General features: G+C 47.2%; 25 protein-coding genes. 15 read left to right on the top strand and 10 right to left on the bottom strand.

From position 1 onward, the window contains the following. Positions 1-108: 108 nt before the first annotated feature. The 5 genes from HGH91_RS10285 to HGH91_RS10265 all read right to left on the bottom strand — a co-directional run bounded on the left by HGH91_RS10285 (position 109) and on the right by HGH91_RS10265 (position 4,029). On the bottom strand, positions 109-819 hold the full coding sequence (locus HGH91_RS10285) for a response regulator transcription factor (protein WP_145662239.1): 711 nt from the start codon (positions 817-819) through the stop codon (positions 109-111). A gap of 62 nt (positions 820-881) precedes the next feature. After that, positions 882-1,901 (bottom strand): sensor histidine kinase, encoded by a 1,020-nt coding sequence (locus HGH91_RS10280; RefSeq protein WP_247651704.1) that lies wholly within the window; start codon positions 1,899-1,901, stop codon positions 882-884. Beyond that, on the bottom strand, positions 1,898-2,386 hold the full coding sequence (locus HGH91_RS10275) for a gliding motility lipoprotein GldH (protein WP_168738358.1): 489 nt from the start codon (positions 2,384-2,386) through the stop codon (positions 1,898-1,900). Before HGH91_RS10275 ends, HGH91_RS10280 begins: the two co-directional genes overlap by 4 nt. Positions 2,387-2,402: 16 nt before the next feature. Continuing rightward, positions 2,403-3,278, bottom strand: coding sequence for a YicC/YloC family endoribonuclease (locus HGH91_RS10270; protein WP_168738357.1), 876 nt, complete (start codon positions 3,276-3,278; stop codon positions 2,403-2,405). Positions 3,279-3,393: 115 nt separating this feature from the next. Continuing rightward, positions 3,394-4,029, bottom strand: coding sequence for a pseudouridine synthase (locus tag HGH91_RS10265; protein WP_168738356.1), 636 nt, complete (start codon positions 4,027-4,029; stop codon positions 3,394-3,396). Between the two features lie 135 nt (positions 4,030-4,164). Between HGH91_RS10265 and HGH91_RS10260 the strand changes: the two genes are divergently transcribed. The 13 genes from HGH91_RS10260 to HGH91_RS10200 all read left to right on the top strand — a co-directional run bounded on the left by HGH91_RS10260 (position 4,165) and on the right by HGH91_RS10200 (position 17,709). Continuing rightward, a complete protein-coding gene (locus HGH91_RS10260; RefSeq protein WP_317166820.1) occupies positions 4,165-4,767 on the top strand; it encodes a Crp/Fnr family transcriptional regulator in 603 nt (200 codons plus the stop codon). 31 nt (positions 4,768-4,798) lie between these two features. Further along, positions 4,799-7,297: a heavy metal translocating P-type ATPase gene (locus tag HGH91_RS10255; RefSeq protein WP_247651703.1), complete on the top strand. Its 2,499-nt coding sequence runs from the start codon at positions 4,799-4,801 to the stop codon at positions 7,295-7,297. A gap of 199 nt (positions 7,298-7,496) precedes the next feature. Then, the gene (locus tag HGH91_RS10250) at positions 7,497-7,787 is read left to right on the top strand and encodes a cupin domain-containing protein (RefSeq protein ID WP_145662213.1); all 291 of its coding nucleotides are present in this window, start codon (positions 7,497-7,499) and stop codon (positions 7,785-7,787) included. Positions 7,788-7,794: 7 nt separating this feature from the next. Continuing rightward, on the top strand, positions 7,795-7,965 hold the full coding sequence (gene ccoS, locus HGH91_RS10245; RefSeq protein ID WP_145662210.1) for a cbb3-type cytochrome oxidase assembly protein CcoS: 171 nt from the start codon (positions 7,795-7,797) through the stop codon (positions 7,963-7,965). Positions 7,966-7,983: 18 nt separating this feature from the next. After that, positions 7,984-10,128 carry a cytochrome-c oxidase, cbb3-type subunit I gene (gene ccoN / locus HGH91_RS10240; RefSeq protein WP_168738354.1) on the top strand — a complete coding sequence of 715 codons (2,145 nt, stop codon included), beginning with the start codon at positions 7,984-7,986 and terminating at the stop codon, positions 10,126-10,128. Between the two features lie 11 nt (positions 10,129-10,139). Further along, on the top strand, positions 10,140-10,319 hold the full coding sequence (locus HGH91_RS10235) for a CcoQ/FixQ family Cbb3-type cytochrome c oxidase assembly chaperone (protein ID WP_168738353.1): 180 nt from the start codon (positions 10,140-10,142) through the stop codon (positions 10,317-10,319). Between the two features lie 10 nt (positions 10,320-10,329). After that, positions 10,330-11,406: a cbb3-type cytochrome c oxidase N-terminal domain-containing protein gene (locus HGH91_RS10230; RefSeq protein ID WP_168738352.1), complete on the top strand. Its 1,077-nt coding sequence runs from the start codon at positions 10,330-10,332 to the stop codon at positions 11,404-11,406. A gap of 31 nt (positions 11,407-11,437) precedes the next feature. Then, positions 11,438-12,823 carry a cytochrome c oxidase accessory protein CcoG gene (ccoG, locus tag HGH91_RS10225; RefSeq protein ID WP_168738351.1) on the top strand — a complete coding sequence of 462 codons (1,386 nt, stop codon included), beginning with the start codon at positions 11,438-11,440 and terminating at the stop codon, positions 12,821-12,823. A gap of 33 nt (positions 12,824-12,856) precedes the next feature. Further along, positions 12,857-13,294, top strand: coding sequence for a FixH family protein (locus tag HGH91_RS10220; protein WP_168738350.1), 438 nt, complete (start codon positions 12,857-12,859; stop codon positions 13,292-13,294). A gap of 23 nt (positions 13,295-13,317) precedes the next feature. After that, positions 13,318-14,025: a sulfite exporter TauE/SafE family protein gene (locus HGH91_RS10215; protein WP_211092258.1), complete on the top strand. Its 708-nt coding sequence runs from the start codon at positions 13,318-13,320 to the stop codon at positions 14,023-14,025. Between the two features lie 6 nt (positions 14,026-14,031). Beyond that, a complete protein-coding gene (gene hemN, locus HGH91_RS10210) occupies positions 14,032-15,390 on the top strand; it encodes an oxygen-independent coproporphyrinogen III oxidase (RefSeq protein ID WP_168738349.1) in 1,359 nt (452 codons plus the stop codon). A 608-nt stretch (positions 15,391-15,998) separates the two neighbouring features. Further along, positions 15,999-16,946, top strand: coding sequence for a UDP-3-O-(3-hydroxymyristoyl)glucosamine N-acyltransferase (locus HGH91_RS10205; protein ID WP_168738348.1), 948 nt, complete (start codon positions 15,999-16,001; stop codon positions 16,944-16,946). 88 nt (positions 16,947-17,034) lie between these two features. After that, positions 17,035-17,709 (top strand): hypothetical protein, encoded by a 675-nt coding sequence (locus tag HGH91_RS10200; RefSeq protein ID WP_168738347.1) that lies wholly within the window; start codon positions 17,035-17,037, stop codon positions 17,707-17,709. A gap of 2 nt (positions 17,710-17,711) precedes the next feature. Here the strand turns inward: HGH91_RS10200 and HGH91_RS10195 are convergent, their stop codons facing one another. The 3 genes from HGH91_RS10195 to pheS all read right to left on the bottom strand — a co-directional run bounded on the left by HGH91_RS10195 (position 17,712) and on the right by pheS (position 20,753). Next, positions 17,712-18,698: an NAD-dependent epimerase/dehydratase family protein gene (locus HGH91_RS10195; RefSeq protein WP_168738346.1), complete on the bottom strand. Its 987-nt coding sequence runs from the start codon at positions 18,696-18,698 to the stop codon at positions 17,712-17,714. A gap of 47 nt (positions 18,699-18,745) precedes the next feature. Beyond that, positions 18,746-19,594 (bottom strand): 3-hydroxyacyl-CoA dehydrogenase family protein, encoded by an 849-nt coding sequence (locus tag HGH91_RS10190; RefSeq protein WP_317166819.1) that lies wholly within the window; start codon positions 19,592-19,594, stop codon positions 18,746-18,748. Positions 19,595-19,724: 130 nt separating this feature from the next. Further along, complete coding sequence (gene pheS, locus HGH91_RS10185; protein ID WP_168738345.1) at positions 19,725-20,753, bottom strand: phenylalanine--tRNA ligase subunit alpha; 1,029 nt, start codon at positions 20,751-20,753, stop codon at positions 19,725-19,727. 92 nt (positions 20,754-20,845) lie between these two features. Here pheS and HGH91_RS10180 point away from each other — a divergent pair, with 92 nt between their 5' ends. Continuing rightward, entirely contained in the window at positions 20,846-21,688 is an 843-nt protein-coding gene (locus HGH91_RS10180) for a sensor histidine kinase (RefSeq protein ID WP_168738344.1), read from the top strand. On the opposite strand, the gene HGH91_RS10175 is transcribed toward HGH91_RS10180, so the two are convergent. Both HGH91_RS10175 and HGH91_RS10170 read right to left on the bottom strand, forming a co-directional pair. Next, a complete protein-coding gene (locus HGH91_RS10175; RefSeq protein WP_168738343.1) occupies positions 21,685-22,371 on the bottom strand; it encodes a response regulator transcription factor in 687 nt (228 codons plus the stop codon). The two genes, HGH91_RS10180 and HGH91_RS10175, sit on opposite strands and share 4 nt — an antisense overlap. 16 nt (positions 22,372-22,387) lie before the next feature. Further along, the gene (locus HGH91_RS10170) at positions 22,388-23,824 is read right to left on the bottom strand and encodes a sensor histidine kinase (protein WP_211092257.1); all 1,437 of its coding nucleotides are present in this window, start codon (positions 23,822-23,824) and stop codon (positions 22,388-22,390) included. Positions 23,825-24,017: 193 nt separating this feature from the next. On the opposite strand from HGH91_RS10170, the gene HGH91_RS10165 reads away from it, so the two are divergent. Beyond that, a complete protein-coding gene (locus HGH91_RS10165) occupies positions 24,018-24,803 on the top strand; it encodes a GLPGLI family protein (RefSeq protein ID WP_168738341.1) in 786 nt (261 codons plus the stop codon). Positions 24,804-24,825 lie beyond the last annotated feature (22 nt).

Below are 24,825 nucleotides of genomic sequence, written 5' to 3'. Positions count from 1 at the left end.
CGAGGTCGAATTTCAGGGGAAAGTGGGGAGATTGAGATGAAAAGTGGCTAAAAGCATTTTGCTTTCTGCCTTATACCCTTGGTAGGTATAAGGCAGAAAAACAACTGGTTATGCTTCTGTAAATTTATATCCAACGCCTCTTACAGAGTGGAAATAGCGGGAATTGCGGCTGTCTTCCTCAAAATACTTACGGAAATTGAGGATAAAGTTATCAATAGTACGGGTGGTAGGGTATACGTTGTATCCCCATACTACCTGTAATATCTTTTCGCGGGTAACTACTTCGCCTTTATTTTCGATCAGCAGCTTCAGGAGCATCGCTTCCTTCTTACTCAGTTCATAGTGTTTACCATCTTTGCCAATGCATTCCTGTGCTGCAAAGTCAATGGTATTATCTCCGAAGCGATATACATTGGGTACACTGTCTTTATCCTGGATTTTCTTGTTTTTAACAATCAGCTTCTCTACCCGCAGTAATAACTCTTCCAGGTTAAAGGGCTTGGTCATATAATCATCGCCCCCTTTCTTAAGCCCCAGTACGCGGTCGGCGCTACTGTTTTTGGCGCTGAGGAAAAGGATGGGTATTTCATTATTCTGAATGCGTATGTTTTCGCATACAGCAATACCATCCATTTCGGGCAACATGATGTCCAATATAATAAGGTCGAAATATTCGTTTTTAACTGCTTTCAGCGCAGCTGTACCGTTGTCTACTGCCGTTACTTCATATCCTTCCAGCTCCAGGTTCAGCTTCAGCGCTTCCTGGAGATTTTCTTCATCTTCCACCAGCAGTATTGATGCCTTTGTCGCTTCCTTCATGTGTTAATGTTTGATTTTACATCGAATCCGGGTTATTGATATTCACCAATCCTTCATCTAATTTACGCTGTTTGAATGGAATATTCAGGCAAGGTTATTTCAAAACAACTACCAACCGGCACATTATCCTTTACTTCGATACTGCCGCCATGTTGTTCTACGATCTTTGCGGTGAGGAACAGTCCCAGGCCAGAGCCTTTTGCTTTGCGGGTATTTTCGTTGCCTACCCGGTAAAACTTCAGGAAGATGCGGCCTTTCTCTTCCTCGGGGATACCTGGTCCTTCATCAATTACCTGTAATTTCAGCTCCTTGTTGCTTTCAAAGAGTTTTACGAGGATGGTTGTGTTCTTGGGGGCATATTTAGCGGCATTCTCCACCAGGTTATTAACAATAATCTGCAGGGTAAGCTTATCTCCCTCCAGCCATATATCCGGCACTACTTCCGCAATGATCTGGTGGGTGCCTATACGGCCATCGAGGTCTTTAATGCTTCCGGATACCAGCGAGGAAAAGTCGAGCGGCTCCTTAAACAGCCGGTACTTGTGCGTTTCCAGCTGTGCGGCCAGCAAAATGTTATTGCATAGCTGGTCGAGGCGGTTCGTTTCGCGGATCGTGTTATTGAGCAACTTCAACTGCGTTTCCTCATCCAGCTTATGTTTACGGATCGTTTCGAGGTTTAGTTTGGCTGCTGCTATAGGTGATTTCAATTCGTGTGTTACGGCCATCATAAAGTTCTGCTGTTGCCGGCTGAGCTTCATGTATTTCCAAACGGCCCGGTATACAAATACAGCACCCAGTAAGATTATGCCCAGGAAAATGATCCCTTCTCCCAGGTACTTAAAGGAGCGCATATGTTCCTCCTTGTTAATCCTTTGCAGCTCCAGCTGATGTTCTACGGGTTGTGCAAGGCTATCGACCCGGAGATACAGGTTTTGTTGTTCGAAGCCTTTGATTTGTTCGCTTTGCCTGAACAATAAAATGCCCCACCATACCAGTGCGGCTATGGTATAAGCCATCACCAGGAAGTAAACGAAGGAAACCGATTTTCCTTCCTGCATTTTATTGAAGAATCTTTTCATCATTGCCTGGTACCGGCTTTCTCAATCCGTAAACCAACATTCATCACATGAGGGAGCGGATTTTGCCGCATATTCTGTTCAAAAGTGAATTTGTAGGTGCCCGGCTTATTGAAGATAGCCCGCTGCTGGATGAAGATACGGTGTTCATAAATATCGTCCAGACCGGAACCAGACCATTTACCGGTGATATCTGCCAGTGGCAGTTCTACCCGTTGTTCTTTAGGTATACTGTCGCCCGGGTATTGGGTACCCACCAGCACCCATATGTTGCTGTAGGGGTAGGCATCAGTATGCCTGATATTTACACAGATATTATACAGGTAAGCGGTATCTTCCGGATGTATGTTTACTTCAAAAGTAGGTTTGTAATCATAGGACCACTCATGCCCCGGCACTTCCAGGTTTTTCTCGTAAGTATCCATTTTGGGAGGCTTACAAGCTGCTGCCAGCAATAATAAGCCTGCGGTGGCCAGAAAAAGTTGCTTCATACGGTGATGTGCCTTACTATAAAACGTTTAAAACTTGTTCTTTGGCTTTTTCCAATTCGTCTTTCATCAGCACTACCCATTGTTGAATACCGGCGTCATTAGCTTTGGAGCCTGTGGTATTGATTTCGCGGCCTATTTCCTGCAACACAAAACCCAGTTTCTTTCCTTTGGCGGCGTCGGCATCTTTGAGGATTTCCCGGAAATAGCGGAGGTGATTCTCCAGTCGGGACAACTCTTCTGAGATATCCAGTTTTTCCAGGTAAAAGATCAGCTCTTGTTCAAGGCGGTTGGCATCCACATTCTCTTTTCCTACATGTTCAACCAGTAGGCCTTCCAGGCGCTGACGGATACGGTCTTTGCGAAGTGGGTCCAGTTCACGCACTTTTTGCATTGAAGCATCTATATTGTCGATACGCTGCTGCAGGTCGGCTTCCAGCATCTGACCTTCATCAACACGATGATTGTCGAGATCGGTCAGGGCCTGGCGCAGGGTATTCTCCACATCTTTCCATTCTTCTTCTGTGATTTGCTCTGTAGCCGGTGTTACTACTTCCGGGAGCTTCATCAGCACATTCAGCATATCAGTTTGCGGCAGCTCCAGTTCATTGGACAACGCGGTAATAGACTGGTAATAATATTTGGCAAGATCAGTATTAATCACAACCGGACGGGTGGCGCCGTTCTGACGAATATTAATCGTAGCATCCAGGGTACCCCTCTGCAACGTTTGCTGCATAAGGCCGCGGATGTCAAACTCATAGGGTTTTAACAAAGGAGAAAACTTCAGATTCACTTCAAACTGCTTTCCATTCAGCGATTTGATCTCCACTACGATACTTGTTTCGCCTTTGGTACTTTCCGCCCTTCCGAAGCCGGTCATTGATTTCAGCATAATAGAAATTTGTAGGTGACAAACCTAGTTAAAAAAGCTGAAAGGATAAAGCCTAAGCTAAAAGCAATAGGGAAGTGGTAGGCACGATTTTTTACGATTAGATGCCCCAAAGTGCTCAACGCCCGTCTTTAGGGGCTTTTATCTTCAGTCCGTGGTAAATTTCCTCCCGGCTCAGCTGCCTGATGTCGCCCGACTGCATGCCCGCAATGGTGATGTCCTCCATCCGGTAACGGACAAGCCTCAACGTAGGAAACCCAACGGCAGCGGTCATACGCCTTACCTGCCGGTTTTTCCCTTCGGCTAAAACCAGCCGTATCCAGGGCGCCGGGATGCTCTTGCGGAACCGGATAGGAGGATTACGGGGTGGCAATACGGGTTCTGCTGCCAGTATCTCAGCCTTGCAACGGCGGGTAAGGTAGTCCTTTCCATCTACATTGATCCGGACTCCCGCCTCCAGCCGCTGCACCGCCTCGGGCGTAATGGCTCCATCTACCTGTACCCAATACTCCCGCTCATGCGCATATTGCGGCGATAATAACCTTTGATTCAATGCCTTGTCGTTAGTCAGAATCAACAACCCCTCACTGTCGTAGTCCAGACGCCCCACCGGGTACACATCTCCCGGTACTTTAAAATAGTCGGCCAGGCAAGCTTTATTCCCTTCCGGGGTAAATCTTGTCAGCACCTCATATGGCTTATAAATAATATAATAATAAAGTCCCACTAATACTTTTACTTTGGTTAAGGCCATGTAAATTAGTACTTTTGCAAATTGATTATGGCTACATCGATTCACAATCCTTCCTGTCAAAACTGCAAGGACCGCTTTTCTTCAATTTTTTGCAAGGCGGACCAATGCAATCTGGATCTTCTTTCAGAGGCAAAGGTGTGTTCTGTTTATAAAAAAGGGCAGGTCATTTTCCACGAAGGTGCTTATCCATTCGGTGTTTACTGTATCAACGATGGCAAAATAAAGCTGTCACACAGCGGCGATGACGGCCGGGAACAAATTGTACGCCTGGTGAAAGCTGGTGATATCATGGGATATAAAGCCCTGCTGAGCAATGAAAGATATACCGCTACGGCTACCGCCCTGGAAGACTCTTCTATTTGCTTTGTCCCTAAAGATTTGTTTCTCAATATATTACAAAAAGATGCTTCTCTTTCCTTTGAAATGATGCGCATCTTGTCGAGTGAACTCCGCAAAGCCGAACTGAAAATTACCCACCTGGCACAAAAACCTGTACGGGAACGCCTGGCAGAAACCCTGCTCTTCATCAAAGAAACTTACGGACTGGAAGCCGACGGACATACCCTCAGCGTTCGCCTGTCCCGCGAGGAGATCGCCAACCTGGTAGGCACCGCCACCGAATCGGCCATACGCCTGCTCTCCGAATTCAAGAAAGATGGTATGATAGAGCTGGAAGGTAAAAAAATCCGCCTCCTCGATATGCCGGAAATCATCAGGACCGCCAACCTGCAGGAATAACCCTGACAAATATCATATTCCTCCTTGACACATGTCATTGCTCCCCGGGAGCACTACCGGTACTTTTGTAATTACACAAAATACCAACGGCATGGCTGTTTCTTCACATACCAACACGCTCACGTCCTGTTATCACTGCGGGGAGGATTGTTTCGATACCGATATCACCATACAGGACAAAGTATTTTGCTGCCAGGGTTGTAAAATGGTATACGAAATACTTAACCAGTACGACCTTTGCGAATACTATGACCTGAACAGCAAACCCGGTATAAATCAACGTATTACTGCGAGGAATGATAAGTTTGCGTTCCTGGATGATGAAAAAATAGCCCAGCAGTTATACCTGTTTAAAGATGATACTCAAACCCATGTAAATTTTTACATTCCACAGATCCATTGCAGCTCCTGCTTATGGCTCCTGGAAAACCTGCATAAACTGGAACCGGGCATACTGCGTGTAACCGTTAACTTCAGTAAGAAAGAAGTGCTCATCGTTTTTTCACACACACAAACCTCCCTGCGAAGAGTGGCTGAAATACTCACCGCAATTGGTTATGAGCCCTATATCAGCTTACAGGATTTACAGCATAAAAAACCCCGGACCAACCGCCAGCTGGTGTATCAGCTGGGCGTAGCAGGCTTTTGTTTTGGCAACATTATGTTGCTCAGCTTTCCAGATTATTTCGCCGGCGCCGGCGGACTCGATGAAAGTTTCAACCGCCTGTTCCGCTATATGAACCTCGTACTGGCCCTGCCCGTGTTGTTGTACAGCGCACAAGCCTTTTATAAATCCGCCTGGGGCGGACTTAAACATGGGTTTCTCAATATTGATGTGCCGATCGTATTGGCCATCTTTGTCACCTTTATCCGTAGCCTGGCAGAAGTATGGCAGGGACAAGCCGGCTATTTCGATTCCATGACCGGTATCGTTTTCTTCATGCTGATAGGACGTATCCTGCAAGATAAAACCTACCAGGGGCTTTCCTTCGACCGGGATTATACTGCCTATTTTCCTATAGCCGTTACCGTGTTAAAGGAAGACAAAGAAGTGCCAACTACGCTTCCTGACCTGAAAACCGGTGACACCATCCGTATTCATCATAATGAACTGGTACCCGCCGATGGCATTATTGTGCGGGGAAAAGCACTGATCGACTATAGTTTTGTAACCGGCGAATCTGCACCGGTTCACAAATCTATCGGGGAAATTATTTATGCCGGCGGGCGGCAATTAGATGGTAGCCTGGAAATTCTTACCATTAAGGAAGTGGCACAAAGCTACCTGACAAGCCTATGGAACCGTGATGAGTTAAAACATAAGGAGGAAAAAGAGGTATCATTTGTGCACCTGCTAAGCCGCTACTTTACCTGGATTGTATTGTTTATTGCTGCTATCACCGCGTGCTATTGGGCTATCCATGAGCCAGGGCGTATATGGCCCGCGGTTACTGCCATCCTGATCATTGCCTGCCCCTGTGCCCTGTTACTGGCATCGTCTTTTACCAACGGGCATATTCTCCGCATCCTCAGCCGGCATCAGCTATACCTGCGCAATGCACAGGCTATTGAAAATATGGCCAACGCTACACATATCGTGTTTGATAAAACCGGTACGCTTACCGGGAAGACCGGTAGCTCGGTTGTTTATTATGGCACCTCACTCACCCCGGGACAGGAAGTACTGGTAGCTGCGTTGGCCGCCCAGTCCACACACCCGCTGAGTAAAGCCATCGTAGCTTATTGTGGAAACCCGGCGCCCCTTGCTGTCCATGACTTTCAGAATTTTACCGGCAAAGGCGTGTGCGGCTGGGTAGATGGGTACTTTATCCGCCTGGGAAATGCCGACTTCACCGGCGCCCATAAAAAGAATGAACAGGAAGGCAGCGTTGTATATGTTGCTATCAACGAAAAATTGGCCGGCTTATTCACCATCCGGAATACGTATCGCAGCGGCCTGCGGCAGCTTATGCAACAATTACAGACACAATATCCGCTGTCTGTACTCTCAGGAGACAACAATCATACGGCCAACAAGCTGCAGAAACTGATGGGAAGCAAGGCCACCTTGCTTTTTGAACAAAAGCCAGCAGATAAACTCGCCTATATCATCTCCCTGCAACAACAAGGGAAAAAAGTGATGATGATAGGAGATGGCCTCAATGATGCCGGCGCCCTCAAACAAAGCGATATTGGCATTTCGCTAACGGAAGACAGCAATAATTTTACACCGGCCAGCGATGGTATCATGGACGCCAAACAGCTGCCAGTATTGTTTTCCTTTATACAATTGTGCAAGGCCAACAAACGTATTATCCTCGTCAGCTTTGCTTTATCTGTGCTTTACAATATTACCGGGCTATATTTTGCCGTACAGGGCATTTTATCTCCCCTGGTAGCCGCGATACTAATGCCGGCCAGCTCAATCAGCATTATCCTGATCAGTTTCGGATGCAGCGAATGGCAGGGCAAGAAGCTCTCTTCCAAGGCATTCCAACAAATGCCTGACAAATGTCATGTTCCCGGTTGAGTAAAATCATGTTCCCGGTTGAGTAATGTCATTGCCGCAGCTACATAGTGATACTACCTTTGACATGACACGAAACATACATAGTATAATCTAAGCTACCCCCATTCCAAGCCCGCATGAAATGAGCGTGTAAACAGTCAGCAAAAAGGACTGTTTACACGCAGCGGGTGAGGCATGCCGGAAATCAACAAACTAGCAAATGAAAGGTATAAACGTAATGCAGGAAGCGGGGAATGAAAAAGTGAAGAGCTGTGCTATTCTTAAAACCAAACGTTTCGACGCCACGCTGCTGATTGTGCAGCAGGGATACCAGATCCCTCCTCATACTTCTCCCGCCAATGCCATGATACTGATACTGGAAGGAAAGATCGCATTTATGCTGAATGAAGAAGTAACCATCCTGGAAACGGGAGATGTATTTTCTTTCGGCGCCAATGAACTACACGCCTTGCAGGCATTAGAAACAACACGCTTTATTCTCATTAAATAACTATACTATGAGCGTTATCGTCATTTTACTCGGAGTCAGTTTACTGGTAGCATTAGGGTTCCTCGGCGCCTTTATCTGGTCTGTAAAAAACGGGCAATTCGAAGATGATTTTTCTCCCGCTCACCGCATTCTTTTTGAAGACAAGAAAGATAACGTAAACGAACAAACGAATTTATAAACACCATTAAATACCATTATGTCACTCGAAAAATTTTATTACGACAACCGACCGGTGAAATGGTTTGCCTATGCTTGTGTGTTCTGGGGACTGATAGGCATGCTGGCCGGTCTGTGGGCCGCACTGGAGCTGGTAATTCCCGGTCTTAACGCGGGTTTTGCACCCATTACTTTTGGCAGGCTCCGTCCTGTGCATACCAATGCGGTCATCTTTGCTTTTGTGGGCAATGGCATTTTCATGGGTGTGTATTATTCGTTACAGCGCTTATGTAAAGCCCGTATGTTCAGCGACCTGCTGAGTAAAATCCACTTCTGGGGATGGCAGTCCATCATTGCCGGTGGCGCGCTCACCCTATTCCTCGGTTATACTACCGGTAAAGAATATGCGGAGCTGGAATGGCCCTTCGATATCGCTATCACCCTTATCTGGCTGGTATTTGGTGCTAATATGCTGGGCACTATTCTTCGCAGGCGTGAATCTCATCTGTATGTGGCCATCTGGTTTTATATCGGTACCTGGGTAGCTATTGCGATGCTGCATATTATTAATTCCTTCGAATTTCCTTTATCCCTGTTCAAGAGTTATAGCTGGTATGCGGGTGTACAGGATGCACTGGTACAGTGGTGGTATGGGCACAATGCAGTGGCATTTTTCCTGACCACGCCTTACCTGGGACTCATGTACTACTTTGTTCCCAAAGCGGCCAACAGGCCTGTGTACTCTTATCGCTGGTCTATCATTCACTTCTGGTCGCTGATATTTATATATATCTGGGCCGGCCCGCACCACCTGCTATATACTGCATTACCTGAATGGGCGCAGTCACTGGGTACCGCATTCAGCGTGATGCTGATAGCCCCCTCCTGGGGAGGTATGCTCAACGGGTTGCTCACACTTCGCGGCGCGTGGGACAGGGTAAGAGAAGACGCCATCCTGAAATTCTTCGTGGTAGCGCTAACCTGCTATGGTATGGCCACTTTTGAAGGCCCGATGCTGTCGCTTAAAAATGTAAATGCTATCAGTCACTATACCGACTGGACCATTGCACACGTACATGTGGGGGCCCTGGGTTGGAATGGCTTCCTCACTTTTGGCATCCTCTACTGGCTGATTCCACGCCTGTTCGGCACTGCCTTACATTCCCGCAAATGGGCCAATACCCACTTCTGGATTGGTACGCTGGGTATTATATTCTATGTGATCCCACTTTACTGGGCCGCCTTTACACAAAGTATGATGTGGAAACAGTTTACAGAAGAAGGGCAACTGAAATACCAGTTCCTGGAAACCGTTACCACCATCGTGCCCATGTATGCGCTGCGTGCCGTAGGAGGATTATTATATATCAGTGGCGTAATCCTGATGGCTGTCAACCTGACTAAAACCATCCGCAAAGGCGCTTTCATTGCCAACGAAGCGGCCGAAGCGCCAGCATTGCCCAAAGTAATTGTTACCCATGGTAAAACCCACTGGCACAACTGGATTGAACGCCGGCCCATTCAGCTGGTGGTATTCAGCCTGGTAGTAGTTGCCATAGGTGGTTTACTGGAAATGATGCCTACTTTCCTGATACGCAGTAATATCCCTACTATCAGCAGCGTAAAACCATATACGCCATTGGAGCTCCATGGCCGTGATATCTACCTGAGAGAAGGTTGTTATACCTGCCACTCCCAGATGATACGCCCCTTCCGGGATGAAGTGGCCCGCTACGGCGAATACTCCAAAGCAGGAGAGTTTGTATATGACCATCCTTTCCAGTGGGGTTCCAAACGTACAGGTCCTGACCTGGCCCGCATCGGTGGCAAATACCCCGACTCCTGGCACTTTAATCACATGCTGGATCCTTCATCTATGTCTCCCGGATCTATCATGCCTTCTTATCCCTGGCTGTTTGAAGAAAGGGTAGATAAAAGTAAAACGCCTGCTATGATCAGCGTAATGCGGAAGCTGGGCGTTCCTTATGCCGATGGCTATGAGCTACGTGCCAATGCGGAACTGGACAAACAGGCGCAGGAAATAGCAGACAGGCTGCAGAAAGATAAGCTGCCCATCAAGGCGGATCGTGAGATTATCGCATTAATCGCCTACCTGCAAAGGATGGGGAAAGATATCAAGTCAGCGCCAAAACCTGTAGCTCAAACCGATAACGCAGCATTTTAAATCTTCAGATCATGAAATTCATTAATTACCTGGAATCTATAGCCGGCATCAGCGTTTACCCAATGGCCTCGCTACTGCTGCTGTTCACCTTTTTCGTAGGTGCTTCGCTGTGGGCTTTTAAAGCCGATAAAAAAATGGTAGATCATATCAGCCGTATTCCATTAGATAATAATGACGATCATTCTCTATAAAAGTATAATGATGAATAAACAGTGTATAAAACTATTGGCCGGCAGCTTACTATGCAGCATTCCCGCTTTCGCAGAGGGCGGAGCTAACGCTCCTTCAGAATTATCTGACCCCGTAGCGCTGGTATTGCTGGTCGTAATCGGAGGACTATTACTGGCCATCGCCGTGCTGGGCAATGCGGTAATGGGAGCCATGGATATTTTCCGGGAAAAGATGAAGAGAGATGCCGGAAAAACCTTGCTGGCAATAGGTATTGTCGTGATGACACTCATGAGTAGCTCCGCCTCCGCACAGGAGGCGGCTACAGCTCCGGCCGCAGCCAATCCTTATTTCTCTCATCTGTCGCAGACGTCCTTCTATATACTGGTATCTGTGATCATACTGGAGTTGGCGGTAGTCATCAGCCTCTTATTCCTCCTGCGTTTCCTGGTGGGCATTCAACGCAAGCGCAAACCGGCGAAAGCAGTAGTACCCGGAAAACCGGCCGTATCCTGGATGGAAAAGCTCAACAACACCAAAACAGTGGACGCCGCCTCAGAAGAAAACGAGGATATGGGCCACAATTTCGATGGCATCCGGGAACTGAATAATCCTACGCCACCCTGGTGGAAATGGGGATTTGTCTTTAGCATCTGCTTTGGCGTTGTATACTTCTGGCGTACCGAAATTTCTCATTCAGCTCCCAACCAACTGGAAGAGCTGGCTGCTGCAGAAACAAAAGCAGCGGAAAGCAAAGCCGAATACCTGAAAAAAGCGGCCAACAAGATCGACGAAAATAACGTCACCCTGCTGACCGATGCAGGAGATGTTGCCGCGGGGCAAAAGATGTTTATTTCTAACTGTGCTCCCTGCCATGGTCCGCAAGGACAGGGCGTTGTAGGTCCCAACCTTACGGATGACTATTGGCTGCACGGCGGCAAGATCAATGAAGTGTTTAAAACTATTAAATACGGCGTTGCCGACAAAGGGATGAAGTCCTGGCAGGAAGACTTTTCGCCTAAACAACTGGCACAACTGGCCAGCTTCATCAAATCAATACACGGTAGTAATCCCCCAAACGCCAAGGAGCCACAGGGACAAAAAGAATAGGGAACAGATTACCGGGGATAAAGTATACACCATGAGCGACCATACATTCAGAGATTCTATAGCCACAGTTGATAAGCAAGGCAAACGCAACTGGATATTTGCCAAACAGCCCAAAGGGCGCTGGTATAACATCCGTACTTGGGTGAGCCTCTTTTATTTTAGTGTTTTTTTTAGCCTGCCGTTTATTTCTATAAGTGGCAGGCCCTTATTTATGCTGAATGTGATAGAAGGGAAGTTTATCCTGTTTGGCGCTATCTTCTGGCCACAGGACTTCTTCATCTTTGGGCTGGCGATGATGGCTTTTATTCTCTTCATTGTTGTATTTACAATGGCTTTCGGGCGGCTCTTCTGCGGATGGATGTGCCCTCAGACCATCTTCATGGAAATGTTGTTCCGCAGGCTGGAGTACTGGATAGAAGGGGATGCAGCGACACAAAAACTGCTGCAGCAATCGCCCTGGAATACCAATAAAATTATGCGCAAAACCGGGAAGCACCTGGCCTTTTACGCATTATCTTTCCTGATTGCCAACATCTTCCTCGCCTATATTATCGGGGCTAAAGCCCTGGGACGTATTATCACCGAGCCCTTATCAGCGCATGCCGGGGGCTTCATTGCCATCCTGGTATTTTCGGGTGTGTTTTACGGCGTATTTGCCTTTATGAGGGAACAGATATGCACCATTGTTTGCCCTTATGGCCGTTTACAGGGCGTTTTACTCGATAAAGACTCCATACTGGTAGCCTACGACTATGAGCGGGGAGAACCCCGCGGAAAGTTCCGTAAAGATGCCTCCCGGGCGCAGGGCGACTGCATAGACTGTATGCAATGTGTAAAAGTTTGCCCCACGGGGATAGATATACGGAACGGTACCCAGCTGGAATGTGTGAACTGTACCGCCTGTATCGATGCCTGCGACTTCATGATGGAGCAAACCGGCCGTCCAAAAGGGCTCATACGCTATGCCTCTGAAAATGGCATTGCGCAAAAGAAAAAACTGCGCTTTACTCCCCGGCTACGGGTATACACGGCTGTACTGACATTGCTTCTCATCGCCATTGGCGCTATGCTGGGAAGCCGCAAACCGGTAAGTGGCACTATCATGCGTACCGCCGGGATGCTGTACCAGGAAAGAGGCGCCGATAGCCTCACAAACCTCTACCGCATTAAACTCATTAATAAAACAACAAAAGACATTCCGCTGGAACTACGATTGGAAGATGAAGCCGGCGTTATATCCATGGCAGGGAATACCCTGATCCATGTAAAAGCAGAAGGGCAGGGAGAAGGGACCTTCTTTGTGGTACTGCCTAAAACAGCGGTGCATAAACGCAAGTCGACCCTTTATATCGGCCTGTATGAAAATAATGAGAGAATTACCCGTTTACGCACCTCCTTCCTGGGGCCGGTACAGTAAACGGTGCTATATAAACCGATTAAACTGATTATCATGAACTGGGGACACAAGATTATCATCGTATTTGTAGTGTTTGCTGCCGGCATCCTCACATTGGTTACCAAAAGCATGCGCACCAGGGTAGATATGGTAACGCCTGATTACTATGGCGAAGAACTGAAATATCAGCAGGTAATTGACGGCAAGCAAAATGCCGGCAAGCTGTCTGCTCCTGTTACTATTGCACAACCCGAAGAAGGAATAATGATCACTTTTCCACCCGAACTGCAAGGCAAAGCATTAACCGGTAAACTTACCTTTTACCGGCCTTCAGATTCGGGTAAAGATATCCAGTTAGCCCTCCAACCCGATCCATCAGGACATCAGCTGATCAAGCGACAGCTGCTCAGCAAAGGGCAATACCAGGTAAAAGTGCAATGGACCATGAACAACCAGCCTTTTTACCAGGAAACACCGGTGCATATTTACTAATCATCCATCTAAAAACTAACATTATGATCGCCTCTTTTATGTTGGGTTTCGTTGGCAGCTTTCACTGTATAGGGATGTGCGGGCCTATTGCCCTTACCTTACCTATACAGCATCTGACTGGCTGGAAAAAGTTGGCAGGTATGCTCCTGTACAACGCCGGCCGCATTACTGCCTATGCGCTACTGGGCATCATTTTCGGCTGGCTGGGTAAACAGCTGTACCTCGGTGGTTTGCAACAATGGCTGTCTGTTATTACCGGTATTGTTTTGTTACTGGCGGTCCTCGTAAAATATACAGGTGCCGGGTGGAGGAAAGGAGGAGCGCTTCCTGCAGTATTTACCAGCAAAATAAAATCTGCCCTGGGCACCCTGCTCCGGCAACAACGCTTCCGGACGTTATTTGCTATTGGCTTTTTGAACGGACTCCTGCCATGCGGATTAGTGTACCTGGCTATAGCCGGCGCTATCGCAACCGGCGGAGTACTACAGGGAGCATTGTTTATGGCGGCTTTTGGAGCAGGCACCCTTCCGGCAATGGCAGGTGTTACCTGGTTCAGTCACCTCGTTACCCTCTCCGTGCGTAACCGCATGCGTAGCCTGATCCCCGTGGTCATCAGTATCATGGGTGTACTGCTGATCCTTCGCGGCCTGAACCTGGGCATCCCCTACATTAGTCCCGCTATGTCTCCCGATACCGAACATGTTGTTCATAATTGTTGTCATAAATCTTAAGCTATCATGAGCCTCATCACCAAATATAATGTAGCCGCACCACGATATACCAGCTATCCTACCGTTCCTTACTGGGAAGAAAGCAGCTTTGACTCAGACAAATGGAAAGCACTACTGAAAAAATCTTTCCAGGAGTCTAACCACCGGGACGGTATCAGCATTTACATCCACCTGCCTTTCTGTGAAAGCCTGTGCACCTATTGTGGCTGCAATAAATACATCACGGTAAATCATGCAGTGGAAGGTCCTTATATCGAAGCGCTGCTGAAGGAATGGCAGCTGTATGTAAACACCTTTGGGAGCAAGCCCCGCATCCGCGAAATACACCTGGGTGGTGGAACACCCACCTTCTTTAGTGCCGAACATTTAACCACGCTGCTGAATGGCATCTATAAGCAGGCCGAATTACTACCCGATGCTTGCCTGAGCTTTGAGGGACACCCGGGCAATACCACACCGGAACATTTGCAATCATTATACAACCTGGGATTTCGCAGAATCAGCCTGGGCATCCAGGACTTCGATATGCGGGTACAGGAAATCATTAACCGTTTGCAACCATTCGGCATGGTAGCCTCCGTAGTAGAGAACGCCAGGAAGATCGGTTTCACCTCCATCAACTTTGACCTTATCTATGGCCTGCCATTGCAAACCCTAACAAGCATGCAGCACACCATCGATAAGGTGGTGCGGCTACGGCCCGACAGGATATCTTTCTACAGCTATGCACACGTACCCTGGATTAAGGGAACCGGGCAGCGTAGATATACAGAAGACGATTTGCCCAAAGATGAAGAGAAACGCCAGCTGTATGAACTGGGCAAGTTACTTTTCGACAGTAATGGATATACAGAGATAGGAATGGATCATTTTGCCCTGCCAGGCGAAGCCCTGCACAAAGCTTTTGAACAGGGAAAACTACATCGCAACTTCATGGGGTATACCGTTTCTCATACGTCGCTGCTGATAGGGCTGGGCGCCTCTTCCATTGGAGATAACTGGTACGCGTATGTACAAAATGAGAAGCAGGTAAACGCCTACCAGGAACTGGTTAACAAAGGAGAGTTTCCGATAGTACGCGGACATATACTGAGCAACGAAGACCTGCTCCTGAGGAAGCATATTCACAACCTGATGTGCCACTTTGAAACCACCTGGCGCCGGGAAGATACACAATGCGACGCCGTAATAGATGGCCTGCAAAGATTGCAGGAACTGGAGCGGGATGAACTGGTACTGGTAACACCCCAAAAAGTACAGGTGACTGACAAAGGCAAGCCGTTTATACGCAATATATGTATGGCTTTTGATGCCCGGCTGTGGCGACAAGTACCACATTCACAATTATTTAGCAAAGCAATATAGAGATCCGGATTCCGTGCTGACATACATCATCATAACAGGGTGTGGAGTGGTATAAAACTGAAAATATCTGAAGTAAAACGACACCTGCGTCATTCAGCTATTATTCAAACAACGAAACACCCGTTATGGTGATAAAAATAATTGGCCGGTTCCGGCACATTTTTTCCCCCAAAGGGGGTGGAATCACCCAAAAACATAAAATTAACCGGTGACGATACCTCGGGTTTCATCCCCGGAAAATGGTAAAAAAGTAATGATGAAAAGGAGATGGTTTTGTGCAAGTGAAAATAGTGATCCGCTGTAACGCTTTATTCATGCGGCTTTCAAAGGCAATAAAAAAAGTCTGACTGCTTTAACAATCAGACTTTCTTATTATGTGAATGGGTTAGTAAGTACAGGGAAACAAAATTCCCTACACAATATTAAAAAGAATTTCATCACAAAAGAAAAAATTTACAAAAAATTTTATTCACACTACTAAAATAATTGTGGATAACGGTTATTAAAAACACCTCTTTTATCGTCGTCGTCCCTCCATATTTTGATGGAAGCAATTGCTGATTTACTACCTTTGTTGCTCTTTAACATTATTCAATAATTCAGAGTATATGAAGTTCGAAGCACCTGTTGCAGTAACTGAAATAGCAGCATATATAGGCGCAGAGCTAGTTGGCAACAACCAATTGATGGCTGCTGGTCTTAACGAAATACACAAGGTAACGCCGGGAGATATCTCCTTCGTTGACTTTGAAAAATACTATAACGCCAGCTTGCAATCAGCAGCGACCATCATCATCATCAACAAGAAGGTAGAGTGCCCGGAAGGGAAAGCACTTTTAGTATTGGACGACCCATTCAGTGCCTATGTAAAACTGGTGAAAAGATTCAGACCATTTGAGCCAGCTACCAAAGCCATCAGCGATACAGCAGTGATAGGAGAGGGTACCGTTGTTCAGCCCAACGTGTTTATCGGTAACCATGTGCGCATAGGACGTAACTGTCTTATACATCCCAATGTAACCATCTACGACCATACTGTTATCGGCGACAATGTAATTATCCACGCAGGAACAGTGCTGGGCGCCGATGCGTTTTACTTTAAGAAAAGAGCCGACCGGGAAGTGATCTACGACAAACTGGAAAGCTGCGGCAGAGTCATCATCGAAGACGATGTAGAAATAGGCGCCGGCTGTACCATCGACAAAGGCGTAAGTGGCGACACCATCATTGGCCGCGGTACCAAACTGGATAACATGATCCACATCGGACACGGCACGGTGGTTGGCAGAAACGTCCTAGTTGCGGCCCAGGTAGGCATAGCCGGTAAAGCCAAAATTGAAGACGATGTAATCCTTTGGGGACAGGTAGGTGTGAATAAAGATCTCACCATCGGAAAAGGTGCTGTGGTAATGGCCCAAAGCGGTGTTCCATCTTCCCTGGAAGGTGGCAAAGTATACTTTGGATCCCCGGCAATTGATGCCCGTGAAAAAAGAAAAGAAATCAGCTGGATCAAACGCATTCCCGAAATCTGGGGAAAAGTAAAAGATCTCCAATAAATCCTCTCCGGAGATTTGTTTATCTACGTTACCACAGATAAACAAATCTCCGTAAAATTGACCCGCAAAAATTTAAACCACCCACTTCATGAAGCAATTACTCGCTGTTTTTATCCCCTTGCTGCTTTGGAGCTGCACCACCACCCAAAAGACCCAAACTACCTCTTCACTATACACCAACGACCAGGAATGCGCCACCAAGATAAAAGATGGCTGGCTCACGGCTAAAACCATCTCTTTTGGCCTTTATTCCACTACCTCCCGGAAAAACGGCGTAGCGGAAGCTACCTTCATCAAAGACCCGAAAAACGCTTTTAATTTCTACCTGAACGGCAACGGCGAACACCTCCTGATCCAAACCATGAGCGCATCAGCCATTTCCTTCAGCAATCGCAATTTGCCGGGCTGGCTTAACAGTTTGCCGGGTAGTACCGACCTTCGCTATGCCCTGATCAACGGCACCAAAAATGAACCCTTAAAACGCTGGGAAATGATTGTTAAAGCTCCTCATTACCTGGAACTAAACGACAATAAACCGGTGGGTATCCTCCGGTGTGCCGATACAGATATACGCGTTACCGCCCATAACCGCTTCGGAAAGGTAAATTCGTACGAAAATATATGCTATGAGTTCCAATATCGCGGACAACCCGTGGCGGCTGTCATTCCTGGCGATAAACCCCGGGTATGGGTAGGCCGGGATGTGGAAACAGAAATGTCTAAAACCCTGGCCGCTGCTATTGCCGCCTTCCTGTTCCAATAAAGTTACTGAGCAGCGGTGCACTCCTGTAAAAAAGCGGTGGCAATATGTTGAATGGTATCTTCCAGTGGCCGGAACTCAAACCCCGGCAACGTGTCTAATACCTTCCTGTTTTCATAATATACCTTCATCTGGGCAGTACGTGCCGTTTCTTTGGTAACCAGCGGATGCTTCCCTGTGAGCATTCCCTTTATCTTCTCTATCCGCCATACCACCTCGGCCATCCAGGGCTTAGCAGCTATATGGGGCGGCTTCTTTCCCAACTCCCTGGCCATAGTGGTAAATAATTGCTGATAACTCCAGTTATCGGCAGAAAGAATAAACCGTTCCCCGCTGATATTACTGTCCATTAACCGTATCATTACCTCCACCACATCTTCTACATCTACAAAACCATTTACGCCGGCAGTATAATAGGGAAATTCTTTCCAGGCATTCTTCAAGAGGGCTCCGGAACCATCGTTCCAGAATCCCGCACCCAGGATAATCGACGGATTTACAATCACCGCATCCAATCCCTCTGCGATACCTCTCCATATTTCCATCTCACCCTGGAACTTGCTGATGCTGTAGCGGGAATTGTTCTTACTGTCTTCCCATTCACATTCCTCGTTCACCGCGGCATTTTCCTTTGCTCTTCCAATCGCAGCCACAGAACTTACATACAGCAACTTTTTAACACCAGCATCTAACGCCATATTTACTACGTTGGCCGTACCTTCTATGTTAATCTTCGTCAACCGGTCTTTATCTCCATCCTGGAAGGATACCACCGCCGCACAGTGATATACCTGGCTAACACCTGCCATTGCATCTTCCAGTGAACATACATCCAGTATATCGCCCTGTACCCATTCTATCTTGCCGGAAAGATCCTGCAACCGGGGAGAAGGTTGTTGCCGGTACAAAGCCCTGACAGGTTTCCCCTCAGCCACTAATGCCCGAATTAAATAACTGCCTAAAAAACCTGTACCGCCGGTAACTAAAATCATGAAGATTAAATTCTATTACTAAAGAGGCCCAAAATTACTAAAACAAACTATTGTTCGTACCTGTAAAAACCCAATCCCGTTTTGCGTCCCAGCTTACCATCCTTTACTCTTTGCTCCTGCAGCACATTGGGTTTAAAGCGGGGTGCATGGTGAAAGGCATCGTAAAGCGATTGCGTAACGGCCAGGTTTACATCATTACCGATCAGGTCCATTAACGCAAATGGGCCCATTTTAAAGCCGGCACTCTCCAGCAATTGATCAATCGTGCTGAAATCCGCCAGTCCCTGCTCCGCCAGGTGCATCGACTCCAGGTAATAAAGCCTGGCGACCCTGTTCACAATAAAGCCCGGCGTATCTTTTACCCGAACCGGCACCTTACCCATTTTAAGGGCCAACTCAAATACTGTGCTGGCTACTTCCGGAGCAGTATGTTTTCCACTCACCACTTCCACCAACTTCATCAGGTGGGCGGGGTTAAAGAAATGCATGCCCACCACCCGGGAGGGATGACTTACTGTTTCAGCTATTTCGGAAATTGACAGGGAAGAGGTATTGGTAGCGAAGATGGTATCGGGAGTATTAATGGCCGCCAACTGGTTAAACAAGGTGGTTTTGGCGGCAGCCTTTTCTACGATGGCCTCTATGATCACATCGGCCACACAGTCTTCCATATCGGTGGTAAAACGGATCCGCTGCAGTACTCCCTGCTTATCTGCCTCCGTCAGCTTTCCTTTTTCCACCGCGGCACTCAGACTCTTTTCTATCTGCGTCCTGGCTTTGTGGAGGCCTTCCTGCTGTATATCAAACAATACCGTATTAAATCCGCTATACGCTGCTATCTGCGCTATCCCGGCGCCCATAGTACCGGCGCCGCATACTACAATAGATTGAATCACATCGGAAGATTTTCTGGCAGGCAGAAAGGGGAAAACGAAAGGCGCTTGTTTAGATCATAATTTTTGCCTTATCATCCACCACAATAGCCTGGTGCTTTCCCCTTTTTGCATATTGCCTGATTATTAAAAGCTATATCGCGCCTTCAAACTGTTCCAGGAAACGCGTATCGTTTTCAGAAAACAGGCGTAAGTCTTTAATCTGGTATTTCAGCATGGTAATACGTTCTATTCCCATCCCGAAAGCGAATCCGGTATACTTTTCCGGGTCAATACCGCAGTTGGCCAGCACTTTTGGATGTACCATCCCACAGCCGAGAATTTCTACCCAACCGGTTTGTTTGCATACCGGGCAGCCGGTGCCTCCGCAAATGAAACATACAATGTCCATTTCAGCACTGGGTTCTGTAAATGGGAAGTAGGAGGGACGGAAACGGATACCGGTATTTTCACCAAACATTTCCTGTACAAAGTGATACAGTGTTTGCTTAAGATCTGCAAACGAAACGTTCTCGTCTATGTACAATCCTTCTACCTGGTGGAAGAAACAGTGTGCACGGGCAGAAATAGTTTCGTTACGGTATACCCTTCCCGGGCTGATGATACGGATAGGCAGCTTTCCCTCTTCCATTACCCTTACCTGGGCAGAGGAGGTTTGGGTACGCAGTAGCCAGTCAGGATTCTTGCTGATGAAGAAAGTATCCTGCATATCGCGGGCCGGGTGGTTCTCCGGCAAATTAAGCGCGGTAAAGTTGTGCCAGTCATCCTCGATTTCCGGTCCTTCGGCAATGGTAAAGCCGAGCCGCTCAAAAATCCGGATGATTTTATTGCGCACCAGGCTGATAGGGTGCCTGGTACCTAGCCGGTGAGGCGCCGCCGGTAAAGTATAGTCTGTATCGCCCTGGTCCGCGCCGGCAGCCTCTTTCAGGTCACTGAACTGCTCATAGCGGGACTCCGCGAGTTGCTTAAATTCGTTTAATATCTGGCCAAATTCTTTCTTACGGTCATTCGGTACCTGCTTCATCTCCCCGAAAAGAGCTTTTACGATACCTTTTGTACCCAGGAATTTTATGCGGTACTGTTCCAGATCCGCTGCGCCCGCAGGCGTAAAAGCCGCTATTTCTTCTTTGTAGGCTGCTATTTGCTGTACTAACTGTTCCATAAACGACAAAGATAAGCGATTCTCCCGTGTTTAAACACAACGCTTATTTTCGCGGAAAAGGCGTAAATTTCATTAGCAAATTGAGGAGCTTTATGCCTATAACCATACACACAACTTCGCTGTTGCTGGCTGCAACCGTGGCGGCAGTTTGTTTTCTCCTTTTTCTGCGTTACCGCTCCCGGTATCTGCTTCTTAAAAGTAATGAAGCAGTCATTGCCCACCATATGAATCAACAGGAAAATGAACTGCAACAGCTGGGGCGCCAACTATCAGAACTCAAGTTATCCGGCCTCAAATCACAGGTAAATCCACATTTCCTGTTCAATTGCCTCAACGGTATTTACACGGCGCTGATGACCGGCGAAACCGCCCTGGCACAGGAATATATTTCTGGTTTTGCCTTGCTGCTCAGGAAAGTACTCATGCTGGCCGATAAAAACTTTATCTCTCTGCAGGAGGAAGCGGATATGCTGGACTTATACCTCAAACTCGAGCAACTCCGTACCAACAACGGCTTTGTGTATACCCTCACAACCGATCCGCGGATTTCCCCTGCCGCCCTGCCGGTTCCGTGTATGCTGGTACAACCCTTTGTAGAAAACGCCATCTGGCACGGACTAATGCATAAAGAAACCGACCGGCAACTGCATATCCAATGGATACAACTGCAGCAAAACCTCTATGCCTGCGAAGTTACCGACAACGGTATAGGCCGGGTACAAGCCCTGCAATATCATCATGATGGACTGAAAACAAATAATCACCATTCCAGGGGGATGGAAATATGCATGGAAAGGGCTTCACTGTACAGATCTATGTATCACACCCGGTTTGATATTGAAATTACCGACCTCCCGGGAGACGAAAATACGGTAAGGGGTACCAGGGTATATATCATCTTTGAAGTAGCTCCTGCTATGACTGCTGTTCACTAGAATATAAGTTTATATCCCACGCCACGGATATTCACAATCTGTACCCGGGAATCATCTTTCAGGTACCGGCGAAGTTTGGTAATAAAAACGTCCATACTGCGCGCATTAAAGAAATTATCGTCGCCCCAGAGATCCAGTAACACCGCTTTACGTTCCATTACCTCATTTTTGTTATCATACAACCGGCGCAGGATAGCCGCTTCACGGTGTGACAAAAACTCAATGGAATTATTGCGGGCCAGGGTTTGCTTGGTATAATTAAACACATATTGCCCGATTGATACAGCGCCTTCTTCCAGTTCACGGCTTGCAGGATTATCACCAAAACGCTTCAGCAACGCGGTAATACGAACAATCAGCTCATCCATACTGAATGGCTTCTTCAGGTAGTCATTACCTCCCAGCTCAAACCCCTTCACCACATCAGCCGTTTGGGATTTGGCCGTCAAAAAGATGATCGGAGTAAGCTTATCCTGCTTGCGGATTTCCGCCGTAACGGAAAATCCGTCCATATTGGGCATCATGATATCCAGTACTACCACATCGGGATGCTCCTGCTGATACAAGCGAAGCCCTTCCCGTCCATCGGCAGCGTACAACATCTCAAATCCGCGTATTTCCAGGCTGTCTTTAACTATTTGTCCCAGTTGTACTTCATCTTCTATCAATAATACTTTTGCCATAAATCGCTTTTTAATACTATGCAGATGGAATAATAATCGTGAACTCACTGCCTTTCTCCGGCTCGCTCTGCACGTGGATACTGCCTCCATGCATTTCCACTATTTTTTGTACATAACTCAGTCCTAACCCAAACCCTTTCACATTATGCAGGTTGCCGGTAGGCACCCTGAAAAACTTATCAAAGATACTACCTTGGTATACTTTAGGAATGCCAATACCGTTGTCTTTCACCCGGATTTTCAGGATACCGTTTTCCAGGCTGGTCTGGATATATAGCTGTACATGTTCTCCCGAATACTTGATGGCATTATCTACCAGGTTATTGATGGCATTGGCCAGGTGCGTCTTATCCACATATACCAGCTTTCCGGCCAGGTTGTTGTCATAGCGTAACTGCAGCTGTTTGCCCGCTTTCAGCTGGTGATTCGATAAGATATTATCTATGATTTCATTCAGGTCGGTTTCTTCCCGGAACAGCTCTATATCTTCCTTCTCTTCTGCAGCAATATGCAATACCTTCTCCACCAGGTCTGACAAGCGTTGCAGCTCATTTTTTGAAATGTCGAGATAGGTTTGGGTTTTACGCTGATCATTCAACGCATTGAAGTTGAGCATGGCCTCTACTGCCGCAGATACGGTAGCAATCGGGGTTTTCAGCTCATGCGTCATGTTGTTGATGAAATCACTCTTTACCTCGGATAACTTCTTTTGTTTAAGGATGGTTCTCAGCATATAGGTAAAACAGAGCGTAGTCAGCACCAGCAGCACCACGGAGGCGAGCAGGGTCCAGATCATCTTCTGTAATATAAACTGCAGGGGAGAGTCGAATGTAGCCTGAACAAACAGGTTACTGGCGGGATTAAAAGGGATTTTAGCCGTTTGCCTGGGCTCCCGGCGCCGGATACTGTCCCTGAAGGTTTCCCGGCCCAACCCGGTAAAGCTGTAGTGGAAGGTATCCAGCCTATAGGGCGTCGCAATTTGCCGGTTGGCCAGCTCCACCCGGAATACCGAATCCAGCTTCTTCATATTGGTGCTATCGTCATGTAAGTTGCTGGTAATGAGGATCTCAGAAATCTGCCGGGCCAGGGTATCGGCGTATACCCGCACATTAGAATCGCCGTGGAAGGCTTCAGGGGGAGGGGGTGGCCCTGGATAAAAGGCATGGCCTTTAAACCGCTTACCCCTGGGCATGCCTATTTCTTCCAATTGCTCAGCTACACCCCGCATCGGCGAATTCAGTGAATCTTTATCCTTGCCAAAATACCGGATATAGCGGCGTACATCAGAAAACTGCTTGTTAAACACCGCCATTCTCAGCGATTCGTTAATCTCTTTATTGAACTGCTCTTCCCTTAGTTTGTAGGAGTTATACAACCAGTACCCCTGGAACAGAAATATGCCCAGTATACAAACAGACATAAGGATGAGGATATTTCTGATTCTTTGTCGCATGAAAATTTTTAAGCTCCTTACAAAACTATCCAATCGCGGCCTAATACCCGTCAACTCCTTAACAGTAATTAACAGTAAATAAGGAAGATTAACGCTTGCCCATGGACCTTAACAGTAAATAACAGTAAATAAAGCTTTTTAACCCAAAAAATGAAAGCGAACGAGCACTTTTGTAGTACAAAAACAACCAGGTATGAACCAAACTATCCGTTTATTCTTTGCAGTTACGCTGCTATCTGCCGCCAGCCCTGTATTGGCACAGCAATCAGGCACGATTGAATACGAAGTAACCGCAAAAACAGACCCCGAACGTATGCGTGGCTTCCAGCGCGGCGGCGGTGATGGCGAAGAGACCCCACAAATCCCTGATGTCATTACTTTTAAACAAACCTTTACTTTTAACAACAATCTCGGTAAACTTACCACCGAACGGCCCGACTTCGGCGGTGCAGGCAGACGGCGCCCGGAGGGAGATACCAGTTCCCGCAATTTCCGCAGACCAGGCATGGGCGGAGGTATGGGCTTTCGCGGCAACAATACGCAATACGTAGACCTGGCCAACAAAAAATACGACCAGGTGTTCACCACCTTCGGAGATGATAAGAAAACATATTATACCGAAGAAGATTTTATCTATACCGCTAATAACAAATCCACCGACAAAACAAAAAAGATAGCTGGCTATACCTGCAAAAAGGCCACCATCCAGCTAAAAGACGATACCTACACCGTTTGGTATACCACCGAACTGCCATTTGCATTCTCTCCAATAAACGGTTTATTGCCCGATAGTAACGCAGTGGTTTTATCTGCCGAAGGCAGCAGACGGGCATTTACAGCAAAAAATATTAGCCTGAAACCCATTACAGACACTGATTTGGGCGTTCCTGCCGGTGCTGAAAAAGTAAGCCAGGAACAGATGAGAGATATCAGGAGACAAGAGATGGAGAAATTACGTAAGCGGCAACCACAATTGTAAATTTTCATCCTAACTTACCCCC

Origin of the sequence: Chitinophaga eiseniae, from assembly GCF_012641265.1 — a bacterium.
In the GTDB taxonomy this organism is placed as follows: Bacteria; Bacteroidota; Bacteroidia; order Chitinophagales; family Chitinophagaceae; genus Chitinophaga; species Chitinophaga eiseniae_A.
Note: the sequence above shows the minus strand (reverse complement) of the source record. Positions and strands in the feature narration are given on the sequence as shown.